The following is a 16,675-nucleotide window of genomic DNA, read 5'->3' on the forward strand; positions in this document are numbered from 1 at the left end:
TTGCCTATTAGCAGTTATTGTCACGGTCCTAAGCATTCTCAGATTCCCAGCATCATCCGGACCGTGTTCCGGGTTGCAGGGGAAAGCCCAAGAATCAAGATGACCAGTTTAATTAGCACTTTCAGGTTCGAGGAACGTTCGTCATCCTCAAACTGAGTATCAAGTACGTAAAGAACCCCTATAAAGATAATAAGCTTCAATGGATACATAACCAATGCGGTGCCTGTCAGGTCGATAAGATAGGCAGGCACAACATGCTTCTCAAAGTATCCGAGTTTATCCACTCCTATATAGGTTGAAGAAGCATCCATTAAATGAGCCATCAGGATTGAAAGGTTCAGGGGATCGGTAAATATCGAGGATTTGAAATGGTTAGCAATCAGGTAGAAGGTAAAGGTCAGCCCTATTCCTGCTCCGAGCACAAATAACGGAACGTAAGAGGCTACCACATTCTCAAAATACAGGAGGGTAATGAGATTTACGGAAAACCATGCGAGTCCGAAACTTGCGAAGATTAGATGAAAATCCTTTATCAATCCTGCTTTCTGAAGCCGGATGGAAATCCATAGGCAGCCTACGGTTATTGCAAAAACCAAAAAGTAAATGTTGGGGGTTATTAGAAGGTAGCTAAATGGTGGGTGGAAGATACCTGCAGGGGAATCCTCAATTACACGAAGGGAAGAACCTGCAAGTACGAAAGGCAGGAGAGATATGATAAATTTAGGGGTGATTTTCACCTCAAGCTTCTCGAGCAGCCTGTAAATCCCGAATATACAAATGCCCAGTACTACTGCCCAGGTAAAAGTATTTACTATATTATATCCCTCATCACCTCGTATGGGGTCAAGATAATAGGTATTAATAAACTGTGATATTGTATCTATTGAAAAACTCATCTTATCACTCATTCAAAATGACAATGTCCTAAATGATTTTGTGTATAAGGCGAACTTACTTTTTTAATCAAGAAGATAATATTCTTTTTCGGTGCGCGTTGTTCGTTCTAATGATAGATATGCCTTCCAGAGGGATTTACCTTCAACAGAGGATAACGTTGTTACAATGATTATATTCAGTATATTACAATTTTTATAATAATATGTGCTATTACAGTCTTATACAATATAATGATGTGGATATGGAATATAGTGATGTGAACATATAAATTATAATGATATAAACATGGAAATGACCTTAAATAAGTTTGGAGTAAAAAATTGCGTTAACCAGTTCTGAAACGAGGTTAACTTTGGGATAAGCCGATGCTTGAGCAATCAGCTCTGAACACATGCTGTACTGGGTTTAATAAAAAGTTAAACTAATGAATTGAAGTAAATGAATTAGGCAAATAAATTAAGTTAACATTAAAATAACATATTAAAGTAACATATTAAAGTAACATATTAAAGCGGCATATTAAAATAACATATTAAAACAACACATTAAAGTAACATATTAAGTTAATTAAGTTGACATAAAATAACATATTAAATTATGTTACCAAATATTGCAGTCTGCTGATATCTAAAATCTGTGACTTCATATATACCGGGCTTATAAGAGCCAATTCAACATCTATCGTGATTGAATATTATGCAGGTATGAAATGATCAGCGACAAAAATAGCGCAAAATGGATGCAGCTTCCTAGAGATGTGCTCGTCGGGCATGGTGTGCTTGAGGAAGTCGGAGATGTTTGCAATGACCTAAAACTGAAAGGAAATGCGCTGATAGTAACCGGAAGTACTACAAGGGATATTGTAGGCAAGAGAGTCTGTAACATTCTTGAGTCTGCCGGAATTAGTGCGGAGACTGTTATAACGTACAAAGCTACTACTGAGGAGGTTGAGAAGGTTATGGAGAAGGCTCTTGAAGTAGAGGCAAGCTTCCTTCTCGGTGTTGGAAGCGGCAGGTCAATTGACCTTGCAAAACTTGCATCGACCCGGCTTAAGCTTCCTTTTATCAGCGTGCCAACTGCAGCTTCTCATGATGGCATTGCATCCTCCCGTGCCTCAATTGTGGATAACGGGAGAAGTACGTCTGTACAGGCTCAGTCTCCGATTGCTGTTATTGCAGACACCGAGGTTATCTCAGCAGCTCCTTTCCGGCTCCTTGCAGCTGGTTGCGGAGACATAATTTCCAATTACACGGCAGTACTTGACTGGGAACTTGCAAGCAGGCTAAGGAATGAATACTTCGGGGAGTATGCTGCAGCACTCTCCCGTATGGCTGCTCAAGTCATTATAGACTGTGCAGATTCAATCAAACCCGAGCATGAGACTTCAGCAAGGCTTGTGGTAAAGGCTCTTGTATCGAACGGGGTTGCAATGAGTATAGCAGGCTCTTCCAGACCTGCTTCAGGCTCAGAGCATATGTTTAGCCACGCTCTTGACAGGATAGCTCCAAAACCCGCCCTTCACGGTGAACAGTGTGGGGTCGGTACAATTATGATGATGTACCTTCATGGTGGAAACTGGCAGGAAATCAGGGACGCCTTAAAAAAGATAGGAGCTCCGGTAACTGCTGAAGAACTGGGCATAGAAGATAAATATATAATCGAAGCCCTGTTACAGGCACACACCATTCGACCTGAACGTTATACAATTCTCGGGAGTGGTCTTACTCCTTCGGCTGCTGAGAAAGTCGCAAGGATCACAAAGGTCATAAGTTGAAAAGTTATTCTTATTCAAGTCAAAACCGAGAATAATTATTGTTCAAAGTACCGGAACTTGAGGTCAGAGCTTCATTCCGGAATTACTGGCTCAAAACTGATTAATTTAACATAAGCCTGGTTAGAAGAATGCGGTTAATTCTAACCTCTTAATTTCCGACCAGTACCAAATTAACTTCCCGTCAAAGTAGTCACTTAATCTCCAACTAAACCGTCACCTGACCCCCAATTAAAGAGTTGTCTCATAGAACTCAATGTCGAATTTCAAATTATCTCAGATAAGTTCCAGATGCCCATGAGAAATGGGCAAGAAAATGAATATGGAAGAATTATTATGACAGAAAGCGATACCAAAATAACACTTATCGGATCACGGCTTGCAAGGGAAGGGCTGGAATTCATATTTAAAGGTGAAATGCCCGAATGCAAGAAATGCCGGCTGAAGAACACCTGCCTTAACCTTGAGCCCGGACGCAGGTACAGGATCGAGAGGATCAGAAGCAAGGATCTCCATGAGTGCTTCCTGCATGACAGCGGCGTACTTGCTGTAGATGTCAGCAGGGCTCCTATCCTTACCACAATGGAATCAAGAAAGGCAGTGGACGGAGCAAAAATCATGTATGAGCCTCCAAAATGCGGAAAGAGAGAATGCGAGGTGTATGATATCTGCCACCCAGAAGGGCTCTTAAAAGGCGATAAATGCAAAATTGTAGAGGTTTTCGAGAACCTTGATTCCAGATGTTTAGCCAACTACTCCCTGAAAAAGGTAAAGTTATCTTGGTGAGTCTAAACGAACATATTTTAGTAATAGTAAGTTCGATTATTAATTAATGAAAAAGGTTAGAAGCGGTGTTATAAGTGCCTGAACAGGAAATGAACCAGGTCCCCCCTTATGAATTTTATACCCAAAAGCGCTGGGGAAACTGGCTAGAACGGGCAAAAGAGAGCGGATTCCAGATAAAAGAATCGGAAGAGGAAGCTGGAAAAGAAAGTGCCGTATTCGTGAATATGGTTGATGATGTTATCCTTGCCTGTCTGAAAGTGACCGCGCGCTTTGAAAAAGGTATGCTCTCCAGAGAAAAAGCTCTGGAAATTCTGGCTGAGATCCGGGACATTGTGCTAGCCGAGGTCGAACCAATTTCCGAAGATATCGACCTTATGATCGAGTCAGTACAAACCTCCCTTATGGGGGCTCTTGTCGCCTTCGAATCCTACATTATGGGCGACTATGATGAGGAAGCCAACATTGAAGAGCTTATAAAATTAGCAATTGAGGCTGAAGCCTCGGACAACCTTGAACTTGCCCTTGACTATACTGCACAATGCGGTGCATTAGTGCTAAAAGGAAAAAGCCTGCCCGAAGAGGTTATGGCTGACCTTCCCTATGGCATTGTCGCAGAATGGCTTGATGGAATAGATTCCATTTCAGCTGCAATGGTAGGTAGCGATAGTTACAAAGAATTTGAAGAAGGGGACGAAGAGGATATCATCTAAACATTTCCCCTGCAAACAAAGGATTCCCTTTCCAATTTTCAGGATTGTGGAAGTCCTTTGAAAATTTATAAAAAAATAAAAACAGACCCAGAGCCGAATACGGCTCAAAAGTCAGTTAAAATAGAATTGTTTTCGAACCGATAAGTTAAAAAAATAAATATTAATAAAAGTTTGATATATTAATAAAAGCTTGGATATATTAATAGAAATCTGTCCAAAATCCAGATTTCTACCATGATCATCCTGGGTCCAGTTTTTAACCAGGCATTCCAAGCCTTTACTAAGCAGTTCGAAATTTTTAATGTTACTTAACTCTTACTTCGCAGTTTTCAACTGACTTTTCTTGCTGCAGACTCATGCTTTCAATAACTTTTGCATACACCTCAAGAGTCTTTTTAGCTATAATTTTCCAGTTGTACCGCTCTTTTAAGAGATCGTAACCTTTTTCTCCCATATTGTTGCGACCAAGTCCTTCAAGGACGTAATTGAGTCCCCATGCGATAGAAGAAGGTTCTTTATGAGCAATAACGCCTGTTCTGAAATTCTCCACAAGGGTGACAGCATCGCTTGCAACTACAGGTTTTCTAGCATCCCAGGCTTCAAGCACTACAATCCCGAAAGGCTCATTCCGGCTGGGCACGCACACTAGGTCGCAGGCGTTGAACCAGTCTATTACGGTTTCATCCGGGGCATATCCAAGGAAATTACATGAATTACCTATGCCAAGCTTCCGAGCCCTATTCTCGCAGTGGGCGCGCATGTCTCCTTCTCCTATAAGCACAAACTGTGCATTCCTTTTTCTCAGAACTTTAGCCGCAGCTTCTACCAGCAGGTCAGGTCCTTTCTGATATGACATTCTTCCTGTGAAAAGCACAACCGGGAGACATGGATGAATGCCGTAATGCCTCTTCACATCTCCTGGATCAATTTGCCTTTTTATTTTTCCCACATTTATGCCGTTAGGGATTTCCCAGAGCTTGTAATCGGGAATATTGTATATATGTTTAATTTCTTCTTTCAATACGGTCGAGGTTGCAATAATTTCCGAAGACTCGTAGCCTCCGAGCCACTCTCTGTGTGAGATTTCCTTCGCTTCCCACCAGTCTCCATGGCGGTTTCCATTGCGTCCCCATTCCGTACTATGGAACGTCAACACAAAAGGCAGTCCGAATTGAGTTTTTATCCTGCACAGAACATTTACAGGATGCCAGTCATGGCCATGAAGCACATCAAATTCTCCTGCACTTTCTCTCACTTCAATGAACCGGCAGTACATACCATCGCACATCCGGTCCATCTGTTCTACAATTCCCCCGCTCTGGTCACAGGCAATCTTATGGTAATAGACTCCGTTGATTAATTCATCTTTATTTTCACGGTTTCGTGTAAACAGGTGGACCTCATGTCCCTCAGCTGCAAGCGCTTCAGACAGTTCGGATACATGAGGTGAGATCCCTCCTACACGTATTGAATACAGACTTTCCCAACTAAACATTCCTATTCGAAACTTTTTCATAGGCTCACTTATCCCTTTTTGTCAAAATGGGAGTTAAGATGTAAAGAAAAATACAGGCTGCCCCTTACCTTCTTAATTTTACATTCTTCAGCTTGCAGAATTCAGCTCTTATCGATCACCTTATAATCTCAGGTTAACTGAATTTTGGTCGCTACAGTTTTTTCTATAATTTTGTACCCCCCTTAAGCCTCTAAATGCTCATAAAAAGGTAAAAAGGGGCATGACTCTGATTTCCATAACCCAAAGATAATTTTTCGCATTGAGAGTACGGTTTCTCTACTTTCTTAAGTTTATTCCTTATTAATGATAGATAAACGTATCTGCCAATTTTTTTCTTATTTGTTTGATAGGAGTGATGAAAGTACTTTCATGCTTCTTTTTTTTAAATTTACTTTATATTTATCCTCCAAGGCGTATGTCTTCTCTTAAATAAGAGGCTGCTCTCTCTGGAGAAATTGTATTGATATATGTTCCAGTATTCAGTTCAAACCCCGCATTAATGGAAAGTCTCGGGAGCAAACGAAGGTTCATGTGATATTCAGGGGATTCGGAAAGCTGGTAGAACATATAATTGAAAGGTGGGTCTCCAAGGATTCTTCCATAACTTTTAATAATATCTCTCAGAATTTCCCCTAGAGCAAAAAGCATTTTATTGTTACAATCTCCAAGATAACTGACATGCTTCCCGGGAAGAATCCACACTTCAAATGGTCCTATTGAGGAATAAGGAGTAAAGGCTATCCATTCGCTGTTCTCAAGTATAGTACGTGAAGAAGCTTTCTCCATCTCGAACATTGTGCAATAAGGGCATCTCTCTTTCTTCCTGATAACCTCAAGCTCCCTTGTTAGAGGAGGGGGGCAAAACGGCAGAGCAAGGAGCTGGCTGTGGAGGTGATTAATCGAAGCCCCGGCTTCTTTCCCGAAGTTTTTGAACAGGGAAACATAACGTATTTTTTCGCGGGTAATATAGCTGCATGTACGGTCTCTATACACCCGCATGAGTTCTGAGATCTCAGAGTCAGAAAAGTCCTCAAGCTTACTCCCATGCAAAGGTGATTCTACAATGACTTCATGAAAACCATATCCAGGTTCCTTCTGAAGGCTATCTTTCCGATATGTCTGCAAATACGGAGCAGGCGAAAGAGCAGGATAAAGATTCGGAAAGCAGCGGAAGTCCCAGTTGCGTACCCTTTTCTCAGGGGTATCGGAGTAAATTTTTCCATCTTTATATACTGCAGTAGCAAGAGGAGTATTTTCCTCAGCTCCCCCGCAGAAAAAGCAATTTTCAGGGCTATCTTTTCCGGTATCTTCATCTGAATGTGCAAAATCCGAGGGTCTTTTAGCCCTTTCTTCGGCAATTATACAGTACTCGGAAAGAAAGTAGTGCTTTCTGATCTCTGACATTTCAGAAAAACCTCATTATATTTTTTTCTTTTCCCTTTTTATTATCTTTTCTTCCTTTTCATCCTCCCCGATACATTAATTCTCTTTTATCTCCTGTCAGCAGCATTTTCCTGCTTGCAGAAGCGAGCGCCGCTTATAAGTTCATAATACTGTTCAGTAGGAGCTCTCCAGTCCATATCTTTTGCAAGAAGAAAAGCTTCTCTGCAGAGAAGTTTATACTTTACCCTATCATCTATGAAATTCTTAATAAAGTAGCTGACTGCCAGGGCATAGTCAAGAACTGCTTCGTAATAGGGAAGATCGATGTTGTCTACAACTATTACTCCCCCAAGAACTTCTTTAAGGGATTCTATTGTCTTTATGGCGTCACTGAAGCCGCAAACCCGGCTGACCACGCATGGGGTTCCTTCTTTTCCAGCCTCAAGCCCTGTGAGCAGGAAGGGATCGTAGCGAGAGGGAAAAATGCCTGCGCAACAGCCTGCCATAAACTCCCCTACTTCCATACCCAGCCCTCCGTCCGAGCTAGAAAGGATCTGGGGATAGAGAAGCGCTGCAACCGAGCGCTTTCCCATGACCATTTTCGAAAAATCCAGTCCTCTTTCCTCGATCATCTGCTGAATCCTCAGCTCGTTTCCTACAAGTATCTCTTTTGGCAGGTTCACAGGAAATCCTAAAGGAAGGTTTGTCTTTTGTCCTTCTGCTGTAACAAGTAAACAGATTACCTTTATTCCTTCCTCCATATGCCCTTCGAGAATGCTGTTCTTTATTATATGCTCAAGAGCGACAAGAGAGTCAAGAAGATCAGGGTAACCCTTATTTTCTACTTCCAGACGGGAGATCGTGAAAATCGGGATTATCTTTTCAGGGTTTATCCTTTCCCCTCCGTGATATTTGTACAGGTTTTCGGAAAGAAACTTCCTGATGCGTTCAAGGGAGCTTTCTTTTCTATCCCAGTCTATCTTATCGGTTTCTATGGTTATCCCGTTTCGTATCACAATACTGTTAATTCCGTAAAAAAGCCTGAGTTCCTGCCTGGTTGACTCCCCAACTGCAGTAACTGTATCGGCGTATGGTGCAAGAGCTTCAAGGGCAGACAGGTTTTCAGGCACGCCTGAAGGCCATGTGCTGTCATTATTCCTTCTTTTCTGTATGGATTTATACCCAGCAGTCCTTCCGGGCAGGGTCGCATGCAGGGTTGCAACCGTATTTACCGGGACTCCGAGCCTTTTCAGCCTGGCTAGCGCATAGAACACTCCGAATTCATGGCAGTGCAGGGACACCCCAGGGCAGGGAATAAAACCCTGAGCTGAAACTGTGTTGGAGACTTTGTAATTTTCTGAAGTTGTACTTATAAGAAGCCTGACAAACTCGGAAATCGCATAGGAAAGACAAAGATAATGAGTATATTCAGGCCCGTTTGGCATGCTCTCATATCTCAGGGAATTGAGCCCGAAGTAATTGTAGGCTTCAGCTTTAACCTTGCTTTCAAGTGTCATTTCATTTCCCATATACATTGAGCGCATTTTCCCAAAGTCTGAGGTTTGGAATTGCAAATAGCCTATCTTCGTATCTCCTACCAATTTGCTTCCTGTAAACACTTTGATGCCTGAGTTCTCAAGAGCTTCAAGGGTTTTCTGGAGTTCTTCGTGAGGATTGAGAGGGTCAAGTTCCTTCATATTTGTAATCCGATTTAGTCCCCGATTCCAATCTGCACCCCTGTGCCCGTAATAAGGTCCCGCAATAAGTATTTCTTTGTCATCCTTTGTATCCAGTTTATCGGAACTTAAAAGAGTTGCCAGAGTTTGTGCTTCCCCATTTATAACATTCCAGATTCCACCCATCTTATTTGATTTTGGGCCGGCTTCTTCCCCGGCAATTATGATAAAGTGCTTCTCCAAATCCTGACCCCCAGGCTTTTGCAATTCTGTTCCGTATTTATATTTTAATTCCCCTGTAAATATTAATATTTATCAATCAAAAAATAAACCTGTAATGTGAGATCTATGAACGGCTGAGATTATAGCCTGTGACCTGCTGCAGGTGGTTAAAAAAGGAAGAATGCAGCTATCTAGCCTGTTGAGGATCCTGCAGCCCAGAACCCTGAAATCGTCTTCAATTTTCTTGAGCACATTTCTGCAAAGTTCCTGAAAAGTAGGATTCCATCCGAATGGGGAGCCAATGTGAAGTTCAGTGCAATGTACCTTTCAGGAGTGATTATAAATATCCTTATACCAGTGATATTAGCTTACTAGCTTACTACAATAAAAAGGTTTAAATTCTAAAACAATTTGCTTGATTAGCTCCAGAATAGATGATAATAATGGCTCAAAATATAGACCTCCAAGGGAAGACCAATTCTCCTTTCCTGCTGGAGATGAAAAATGTGACTGTTGTTAAAAGTGGGAAAAAAATCCTTGATTCTCTGTCCCTTTCTATTGAGCAAGGAGAGCATGTTGCAATTATAGGACCTAACGGCTCCGGCAAATCTTCCCTCATCAAGACCTTTACAAAGGAATATTATCCCCTTGCATCAGCTGATGGATTAGTTCTGAATATCATGGGTAAAGGAACCTGGAATGTCTTTGAGCTAAGGAAGTTACTGGGAATTGTCTCCGGTGACCTGCAGCAGACCTACTGCCGCGAAGTCAGTGTGCTGGACGTTGTACTCTCAGGATTTTTCAGCAGCATAGGCATTTACTACAACCATGAAGTTACCCCTGAGATGAAATCCCGGGCATGGGAGGTGCTTAAGTTCCTTGAGATTTCCCACCTTGCAGACAGGATGATGTCTGAACTTTCATCAGGAGAAGCCAGGAGAGCACTTATAGGCAGAGCCCTTGTGCACGACCCGCAAGCCCTTATTTTAGACGAGCCTGCAAATAGTCTTGATCTTAAAGCTCTCCATAGTTTCCGCGAATGTATTCGAAAGATAGCCGGTTTGGGAAAAAGTGTAATTCTAGTCACTCACAACCTTGAGGATATTATTCCTGAAATTAATCGGGTGGTGCTCATAAAAGACGGAAAAATCTTCAGGGACGGAAAAAAAGAAGAAATTCTGACAGATGAGAATCTCTCAGAACTTTTTTCCCTCCCTGTTGAAGTCCTGAAGATAAATGGTTACTATACGGCTGTGGTCTGACAAGAGTCGTTGATATATAACAAATGCAGATAACTGTAAAATATATTTTATATATTTTTCAAATCTCTATTTTTTACTTCTCAGAACTTTTTCATGCCCAGTCTTGTTAAATCTTTTTAAAAACCTCCCTAAAAATTGTTAATCTCTACTTTAGTTACTTGTGTTTGTTTCTTGCGTTTATATAACCTTAAAAATAGTTTGCTTCTATTGAGAAGTGGGGGATTCTGGGGGTTGTTTGTTGGAAGTCTGCAATACTCGCGGTTCGTTCAGTTCCTACCTTTATGAGATACGTTTTATCATTCTTTTTTATGTGATCGGAGATTGGGCCTCTACTGTTTATGCCCTGCCTCGGGGTATAGAATATAATCCTGTTCCTGCTATGATCCTGGAAAACTACGGAATTTATCACCTATTACTCATTAAAATAGGCTTTATTTTCTTGCTTTTCTATGTAGCGCCTATGATAAAAACGTCAGCAGGAAGATGGGCTCTTACAAAGCATATTATTGAATTTGTAGGCATTTTTGTAACTGTAAATAATCTTATGGTTGTCTGTTATGGGAACAGTCTTATACAGGCGCTCGGGCTTGTATGATTTCTAAGGTCAATACAACTGCTTATTTTTTCTCTTTTTTACACCCATATCTGAGTGAATCTTTCCTGCCTTCCTTATCTGGTTTTAGCATACAGGAAACAGTCGTAATAGTCTTCCCCTACCCTATGGATTTTTCTCATAACGCATTCTTTCTGGTACCCACATTTCTGGGCTACGCGCTCACTTGCACGATTTCGGGTGTCTATGAGGATGACAATTCTCTGTAAATCCAGTTTCTCAAATCCGATCTTCTCGAGCTGTTTTACAGCCTCAGTAGCAATACCCCTTCCCTGATAGTCTCTATCAATGAAATACCCAATTTCTCCTATCCAGGGTCTATGCTGGTCGATCCTGATTCCACAGGCTCCTACAAGTTTTCCGTAATAGAGAATAGAGTAATTGTGCTCAAAGTTAGCCCTTCTTTTAGCTTCATTAAGCTGTAGAAAGTCTCTCTCTTCTTCAAGTGTTTTTATAGGAAACTCCATGAACTCAAGATTTGTATGTGAGATTATCTCAAAGAAACGTTCGGCATCAAAGAGTTCCTGAGGGCGAATTTTTACTTCGGGCATAAACAGAGATTGAATCTCCTTTATGAAAAACATTTTCAGGCTCGGTTTTTATTTTATCTTAATTTTTATTCTTCTGGAAGATTCACTAAAAATAAAATAGAGGTAGTATAAATAAAGTATAAGTATACCTCTATTTAAATAAGAACTGTGGAACCCAATATTATAGCCAGGATAAGAGAGGATCTGGCACTTAATGCGGATGAGAGAACAAAAGCCAGTAGTTTTCGCTTTTTTAAAGAAAAAGTTCATTGCTACGGAGTAAGATCTGCGCTTGTTGGAAGAATCGCGAAAGATTATTTTAGCGAAATCGAGTTCGAAGACAAGAAAACAATCTTTGCCATGTGTGAAGAACTTTTTCGGTCGGATTACAACGAGGAAGCCTTTATCGCAGCTGAATGGGCTTACTGGGTAAGAGAAGCTTACACTGAGGACGATTTCTTCACTTTTGAGCGCTGGATTGAAAACTACATCAACAACTGGGCAAAATGCGACACCCTGTGCAACCACGCAGTAGGCTCTTTTATTGAGAAATTTCCAGCTTATGTAGCAAACCTCAAAGCCTGGGCTCTGTCGGATAACAGGTGGGTTCGGCGGGCGGCGGCAGTAACCCTGATCCTGCCTGCCCGAAAAGGCAATTTCCTGAATGAGGTTTTTGAAATATCCGATCTTCTGCTCAAAGACCGGGACGATCTGGTGCAGAAAGGTTATGGCTGGTTGCTCAAAGAAGCCAGTAAAGCCCACCAGCAGGAAGTCTTCGACTACGTTATGAGAAATAAAAAAGAAATGCCCAGAACCGCTCTGCGTTACGCGATCGAGAAAATGCCACCAGATCTGAGATCCAGAGCCATGGAAAAAAACTGGTAAATCCTGAACCAGGTGCAGGAAAGCGGAAAAAGAGGGCGCAGGAAAGCGGAAAAAGGAAAGGAACAATGAGAAAATATTGTAAAGATATTAAAAAACTAGAATTAGAAGAGAGAATTAGAAGGGATATGAGAAGTGAGAATAGTTGGGAGTAAGGAACTTCCCCGACACAGTACCCCCATACAATATCTTCGTTCCTTACTCCCGGATGTTCCCTTTTAATTCCTGTATCTATTGCCTGCAACTGACTTCTGCAGGGACTTTGTCTCAATTACATATTTTTCCCTAGGTTACAATTACAAAGATCTTTTCACAAGTATTTTGTTCTATTTACCCAGCTATGATACTGAATTAACATTTAGAAAACTTTTGATAACACCATCTCCTGTGTCTGGTTTTTTAAAACCCCTTTCTGCAAGGCAGGATGTTCAGCATTCTTATTTTCCATTAAATGAGATAAAATGTGAATGAAAAGAGAAAGGTAAGAGAACAGGTTATTGAGAGTTTTATCTGGTCAAGAAAGTGTTCACTGGTTAATATTAGTAATCAGGTTAAGATCATGGAAAATACAGAAGATCTGGCGAAAGGGAGCATACAACAGTTTTCTCGCAGTTTTCGAGTCTTTGTAGCTAGCAAGATTCATTAAAACAAGAATTGAGACAAAATTATGTTAAAGTTAGAAAATGTCAATATATCAACGTGAACAAGGCAAATAAAAGTAATAAAAATAAAATTAATTTTATTACCTATTTTTTTTAAAAAGTGATGTGATGATATTATCACCAATATATCAATAAATTAGCCAAAGTACAGCCCATCTGAACCGTGCCACTCCTGAATAGATATTTCCCAGTAAGCGGCTGTCCGACCTCAACATTGAGTTGCTTATCCTGGAGAGTTGCACCGCCAGGCACGCCAGTACAATCTATATAAACTGTTCCCTTATCTGTGGTCTGGAAAACATTGAATGCGTGATTGCAACTCCTCGAGCCGATCCATCCGGCTCTAATGCCATTCTTCTCCGCATTATCATGGAGAGTTTTGGCGAAATCGCTGCATACATAGGTAGAAGTATAAGGCCTCTCATCGGTCTTATCAGCTTTTAAAAACTCTATAAGCTGATCGTACGTAGGATCTACCGCGTTATTGTAGTTTGTCAATGTAATGACCTCGCCATTTCCTCCTACCGTACAAACATTATTCGAGCAGAGCTTCACTGTTGTAGTACCTGCCGCATCAGTTGGAACCACGGGTTGGACTTCATCAGGCGGTACTGCAGCATCTTCAGCCTCATCAGCCGTAGCAGTTTCCCTGCAACTTTCACAGGGTTCATATCTATAATGATTCGGGAAATGTCTATGACATTTCCCTTCTCCGGAACAATATGCAGCTGAAGCTGCCGAAGCGGTCAAAAATAAAATAATAAAAATAGAAAATATTTTTAATAGTCTCATTCCTAATATCCCTCTAAAGTACAACGAAGTAACAATATAAATATTTTTCCAAAAACGTAGGATATATTGAAAAAATTTTATTAATTAACTCAAGCTATTTAAGATCATATTTATGCAGCTCTATATATTTTCAGACTTAACCAAAAAATATTCATAAAAAATGTAAGATTTTTTACAGGCTTTTTCAAAAAAGAGTTTGACCGCAAGCCTTTTAAAAAAATTTTGAGCGAGAACTTTTTAAGAAAAGGTTTTATCGAAAACTTTTTAGAAAAAAGTTTGGATTACAAGCCTTTTCAAAAAAGGCTTGAGTGAAAGCCCCGTGAAACGGGTACACTTTAAAAAATAGAAACAGATCGTTTTTACTTGCACTTCACTGTTTAATCGGTTTACTGTTATAAATTGTAACCGTTTTTCAACTTGAAATCAGTCCCTGCTCTGGTTTATCAGACTTTATTCTGTAGTGACCCCGTCGAATTCAGCTTCATTTGCTTCGGCTTCTTCTTTCGTGGCACGCACGATTCCATCCTTGTGGTGTGCCGGCGAATAGATTGTATAAAGTTTTAGATCCTCTGTGTCCGAAGTGTTGATAACATTATGCTGCGCTCCGGCTGGCACAACCACTGCAACTCCGTCCTTGAGCTCGTATTCGTTGCCGTCGATTATACACTTTCCCTGCCCAGATTCAAAACGGAAAAACTGGTCGTTTTCCTCATGCACTTCCATTCCGATTTCTTCCCTGGGCTTTAGGCTCATTAATACTAACTGGCTGTACTTTGAGGTGTAGAGCACCTTACGGAAATTGTTATTTTCCAGAGTGGCCTCCTCTATATTAATACTAAACCCTTTCATACGTTTTAATACATGATTGCTAGTATATATAATTACTTGGCAATGTGATTAACTGGAACAAATATTAAAAAAGTAAAACATCTATACAACACTTTGACAAAAAAATAAATATATTATACAATTATAAAAGCATTTGGACTAATTAAAGAAGAGAAATATCTATACCATATTTTGGTACAAAATAAGATCTTACACAATTATAAAAGTATTTAGACCAATTGAGTTAAAAATTGGAACTAAAGTATGCCATTAGCGTGTCTGCGATTATGATTTACTTCGATACGTTCCCAGAAATGTGATGAGGTTAATGCTTATGTCCCTGAGTTAAAGAATCATGGGTTTTACATTTCGTACTATAAATTCAATTTTAATATCAACAAAAATGAAAATGCTGTCTGGAGATTTAATTGCCTTAATTTTTTCACAGTAAGTTTAATATACTTGTAAGTGCTATTATTATTTATATTAAGTTATTTTAATGCCTTGCTTTTTTTACATGGGAAATATGAATATAGCCCGATCCAAATTTTTTATTAAAACTTATATCATATCTCTAGCTTAATGCTTATACATATTTGATACTCTGGAGACTCGGCATCTTCAGTTTAAAAACAAATCTCAAAAATAAAGGTTAATTAAAAAGGAAGCGAGGACATTGGATTCACAAAAAATGAAAAATCTGGTTCGAAAATTCAATACCTGTATTGATATGAATAAAGACTATCAGGCATATTCAGATTTTAAGGAAGGAGTTAATAAAGGTCTGGATATCGCCAAATATGCTTTCGAGGAGAATCTGGAAAAACTCTCCTTATCCTGCTCCGATGAGGATAGGATTGAAAGGATAAGGTTATTGGAAAACGATTTTAACGCGCTCTTAGACGCCATTACCCTGCCAAAAACGCCGAATTGCTCGGAGGAGCGGCTAGTTGGAGTACAAACCGGATTCGAAAAATCGAAAAAGATCTTTAAGGAATTCATAAAGGAATCATTCCCCCTGGAGAATACATAAAAAATTTAGAATTTTTTGAGCTCAAAGGCTTTATTCTTTTTTACTTAGCTTAAGAGCTCTACTTTTATAGTTCCAATTTTATCAAACTTAAAACCCTACTTTTATAGTCATAATTTTATTAAACTTAAAACCCTACTTTAGGGAGCTAAAAACTTTTACTCTTTCTTACTGAGTCTACTCGCTCTATTTTTTCTATTGGCCTAAGACCTCTATTTTTTAATCAAACCAATAAAAGGCAATTATGTTCATTGTTTTTCTCTTTCACTCCTGTTCTCTTACCTTAAAAAAGGAAGAGATGAAATATATAAGCAAACTTGCAGATATAAGAGGTGGCAAACTCATCTTGTCGTGCTTCTAGCTGAAAGGGAAAAAGCTAAAGCTAAGGTTTTCTGAAAAATGGAACCCACGAAAAAAGCAGTTCCGCCAGAGATGAGAATGATCCGAGAGCAGTGAATAATCACCAGAAGAACCAGAACCTGAGCTGAAATAATTTTCTTTCGAATCCACCCTGCAAGTCATAGAGACATAAAATCGGTTTATTGTACTCTATAATTGAACCTATCGAAAATGTTAAAAAGGATGTTATATTATCATGTTCTCGATAATACTATATGAGGTAAAAAGGAGCAAGTAAAACGTCAACGACCGAAATGCAGATCTCAGTATGTGCATTGTTTTTTTTGGCTATATGTTTCACAATTTTGTTTTTTAGCTGTAAGTTTTTTTTATGGAGATGTTCAAAATATAACAAAGAGTAAGAGTATAACAAAGAATAAGAAGGAGCAGGTAGATTCTTTAGCTGGATAAAACCGAATTTAATTTTTTATAATTTTTAGTTTTTATCCTTTTACATTTTTGCATCTTCTCTAATTTTTTCCTTTAACTATATCTTATATATTTTCTATATTCCTTTAAGATTTTATTACTCAGTTCAAAGAGCGTTAGATTATAGTTAGACATATATTCACAGATAAAATTCATTAAGAATAAAAATTCGATTATTCTGGCAGGAAAATTTAATACACTACCTAAGTATTCGGTTTGAAAACAATTAAAAAAAAGATTGAAAGCTGAACAAAACAGATATATAAAATGGAACATATAATCTCTTA

15 protein-coding genes are annotated in these 16,675 nt (G+C 39.5%); 8 read left to right on the forward strand and 7 right to left on the reverse strand.

Annotated elements, in window-relative coordinates:
- Positions 1–38: 38 nt before the first annotated feature.
- Positions 39–896, reverse strand: a complete 858-nt coding sequence (locus tag MSTHT_RS12875; protein WP_048168126.1) for a DUF63 family protein — start codon at positions 894–896, stop codon at positions 39–41.
- 710 nt (positions 897–1,606) lie between these two features.
- On the opposite strand from MSTHT_RS12875, the gene MSTHT_RS12880 reads away from it, so the two are divergent.
- The 3 genes from MSTHT_RS12880 to MSTHT_RS12890 all read left to right on the forward strand — a co-directional run bounded on the left by MSTHT_RS12880 (position 1,607) and on the right by MSTHT_RS12890 (position 4,164).
- On the forward strand, positions 1,607–2,671 hold the full coding sequence (locus MSTHT_RS12880) for an NAD(P)-dependent glycerol-1-phosphate dehydrogenase (protein WP_181952270.1): 1,065 nt from the start codon (positions 1,607–1,609) through the stop codon (positions 2,669–2,671).
- 333 nt (positions 2,672–3,004) lie between these two features.
- Entirely contained in the window at positions 3,005–3,454 is a 450-nt protein-coding gene (locus tag MSTHT_RS12885; protein ID WP_048168599.1) for a UPF0179 family protein, read from the forward strand.
- 74 nt (positions 3,455–3,528) lie between these two features.
- A complete protein-coding gene (locus tag MSTHT_RS12890; RefSeq protein WP_048168127.1) occupies positions 3,529–4,164 on the forward strand; it encodes a DUF2150 family protein in 636 nt (211 codons plus the stop codon).
- Positions 4,165–4,468: 304 nt separating this feature from the next.
- On the opposite strand, the gene MSTHT_RS12895 is transcribed toward MSTHT_RS12890, so the two are convergent.
- From MSTHT_RS12895 to MSTHT_RS12905, 3 genes are all read right to left on the reverse strand, one after another.
- Positions 4,469–5,680 (reverse strand): glycosyltransferase family 4 protein, encoded by a 1,212-nt coding sequence (locus tag MSTHT_RS12895; RefSeq protein WP_048168128.1) that lies wholly within the window; start codon positions 5,678–5,680, stop codon positions 4,469–4,471.
- A 399-nt stretch (positions 5,681–6,079) separates the two neighbouring features.
- The gene (locus MSTHT_RS12900; protein WP_048168129.1) at positions 6,080–7,084 is read right to left on the reverse strand and encodes a galactose-1-phosphate uridylyltransferase; all 1,005 of its coding nucleotides are present in this window, start codon (positions 7,082–7,084) and stop codon (positions 6,080–6,082) included.
- A gap of 86 nt (positions 7,085–7,170) precedes the next feature.
- Positions 7,171–8,982, reverse strand: coding sequence for a glycosyltransferase family 4 protein (locus MSTHT_RS12905; protein ID WP_148704382.1), 1,812 nt, complete (start codon positions 8,980–8,982; stop codon positions 7,171–7,173).
- A gap of 413 nt (positions 8,983–9,395) precedes the next feature.
- On the opposite strand from MSTHT_RS12905, the gene MSTHT_RS12910 reads away from it, so the two are divergent.
- Both MSTHT_RS12910 and MSTHT_RS12915 read left to right on the forward strand, forming a co-directional pair.
- Positions 9,396–10,223 carry an ABC transporter ATP-binding protein gene (locus MSTHT_RS12910; RefSeq protein WP_148704381.1) on the forward strand — a complete coding sequence of 276 codons (828 nt, stop codon included), beginning with the start codon at positions 9,396–9,398 and terminating at the stop codon, positions 10,221–10,223.
- Between the two features lie 238 nt (positions 10,224–10,461).
- Positions 10,462–10,818 carry a hypothetical protein gene (locus MSTHT_RS12915; RefSeq protein WP_048168131.1) on the forward strand — a complete coding sequence of 119 codons (357 nt, stop codon included), beginning with the start codon at positions 10,462–10,464 and terminating at the stop codon, positions 10,816–10,818.
- A 74-nt stretch (positions 10,819–10,892) separates the two neighbouring features.
- Here the strand turns inward: MSTHT_RS12915 and MSTHT_RS12920 are convergent, their stop codons facing one another.
- Entirely contained in the window at positions 10,893–11,387 is a 495-nt protein-coding gene (locus MSTHT_RS12920; RefSeq protein WP_048168132.1) for a GNAT family N-acetyltransferase, read from the reverse strand.
- Positions 11,388–11,534: 147 nt separating this feature from the next.
- On the opposite strand from MSTHT_RS12920, the gene MSTHT_RS12925 reads away from it, so the two are divergent.
- Positions 11,535–12,251: a DNA alkylation repair protein gene (locus tag MSTHT_RS12925; protein WP_048168133.1), complete on the forward strand. Its 717-nt coding sequence runs from the start codon at positions 11,535–11,537 to the stop codon at positions 12,249–12,251.
- A gap of 231 nt (positions 12,252–12,482) precedes the next feature.
- The gene (locus MSTHT_RS14850; RefSeq protein WP_187148757.1) at positions 12,483–12,719 is read left to right on the forward strand and encodes a hypothetical protein; all 237 of its coding nucleotides are present in this window, start codon (positions 12,483–12,485) and stop codon (positions 12,717–12,719) included.
- A gap of 308 nt (positions 12,720–13,027) precedes the next feature.
- Here MSTHT_RS14850 and MSTHT_RS12930 read toward each other — a convergent pair whose 3' ends face one another.
- Entirely contained in the window at positions 13,028–13,702 is a 675-nt protein-coding gene (locus tag MSTHT_RS12930; protein ID WP_048168134.1) for a hypothetical protein, read from the reverse strand.
- Between the two features lie 450 nt (positions 13,703–14,152).
- On the reverse strand, positions 14,153–14,551 hold the full coding sequence (locus MSTHT_RS12935) for a cupin domain-containing protein (protein WP_048168135.1): 399 nt from the start codon (positions 14,549–14,551) through the stop codon (positions 14,153–14,155).
- Positions 14,552–15,206: 655 nt separating this feature from the next.
- On the opposite strand from MSTHT_RS12935, the gene MSTHT_RS12940 reads away from it, so the two are divergent.
- Positions 15,207–15,563, forward strand: a complete 357-nt coding sequence (locus MSTHT_RS12940) for a hypothetical protein (RefSeq protein WP_231588100.1) — start codon at positions 15,207–15,209, stop codon at positions 15,561–15,563.
- Positions 15,564–16,675: the final 1,112 nt, after the last annotated feature.

This window comes from Methanosarcina thermophila TM-1, assembly GCF_000969885.1.
Lineage (GTDB): Archaea > Halobacteriota > Methanosarcinia > Methanosarcinales > Methanosarcinaceae > Methanosarcina > Methanosarcina thermophila.

Bases quoted from the DNA above. Each gene is read 5' to 3' on its own strand.
- MSTHT_RS12885 (WP_048168599.1), top strand. From the start codon at position 3,005: ATGACAGAAAGCGATACCAAAATAACACTTATCGGATCACGGCTTGCA.
- MSTHT_RS12930 (WP_048168134.1), bottom strand. From the start codon at position 13,702: ATGAGACTATTAAAAATATTTTCTATTTTTATTATTTTATTTTTGACC.
- MSTHT_RS12900 (WP_048168129.1), bottom strand. From the start codon at position 7,084: ATGTCAGAGATCAGAAAGCACTACTTTCTTTCCGAGTACTGTATAATT.
- MSTHT_RS12910 (WP_148704381.1), top strand. From the start codon at position 9,396: ATGATAATAATGGCTCAAAATATAGACCTCCAAGGGAAGACCAATTCT.
- MSTHT_RS12875 (WP_048168126.1), bottom strand. From the start codon at position 896: ATGAGTTTTTCAATAGATACAATATCACAGTTTATTAATACCTATTAT.
- MSTHT_RS12880 (WP_181952270.1), top strand. From the start codon at position 1,607: ATGATCAGCGACAAAAATAGCGCAAAATGGATGCAGCTTCCTAGAGAT.
- MSTHT_RS12935 (WP_048168135.1), bottom strand. From the start codon at position 14,551: ATGAAAGGGTTTAGTATTAATATAGAGGAGGCCACTCTGGAAAATAAC.
- MSTHT_RS12920 (WP_048168132.1), bottom strand. From the start codon at position 11,387: ATGCCCGAAGTAAAAATTCGCCCTCAGGAACTCTTTGATGCCGAACGT.
- MSTHT_RS12895 (WP_048168128.1), bottom strand. From the start codon at position 5,680: ATGAAAAAGTTTCGAATAGGAATGTTTAGTTGGGAAAGTCTGTATTCA.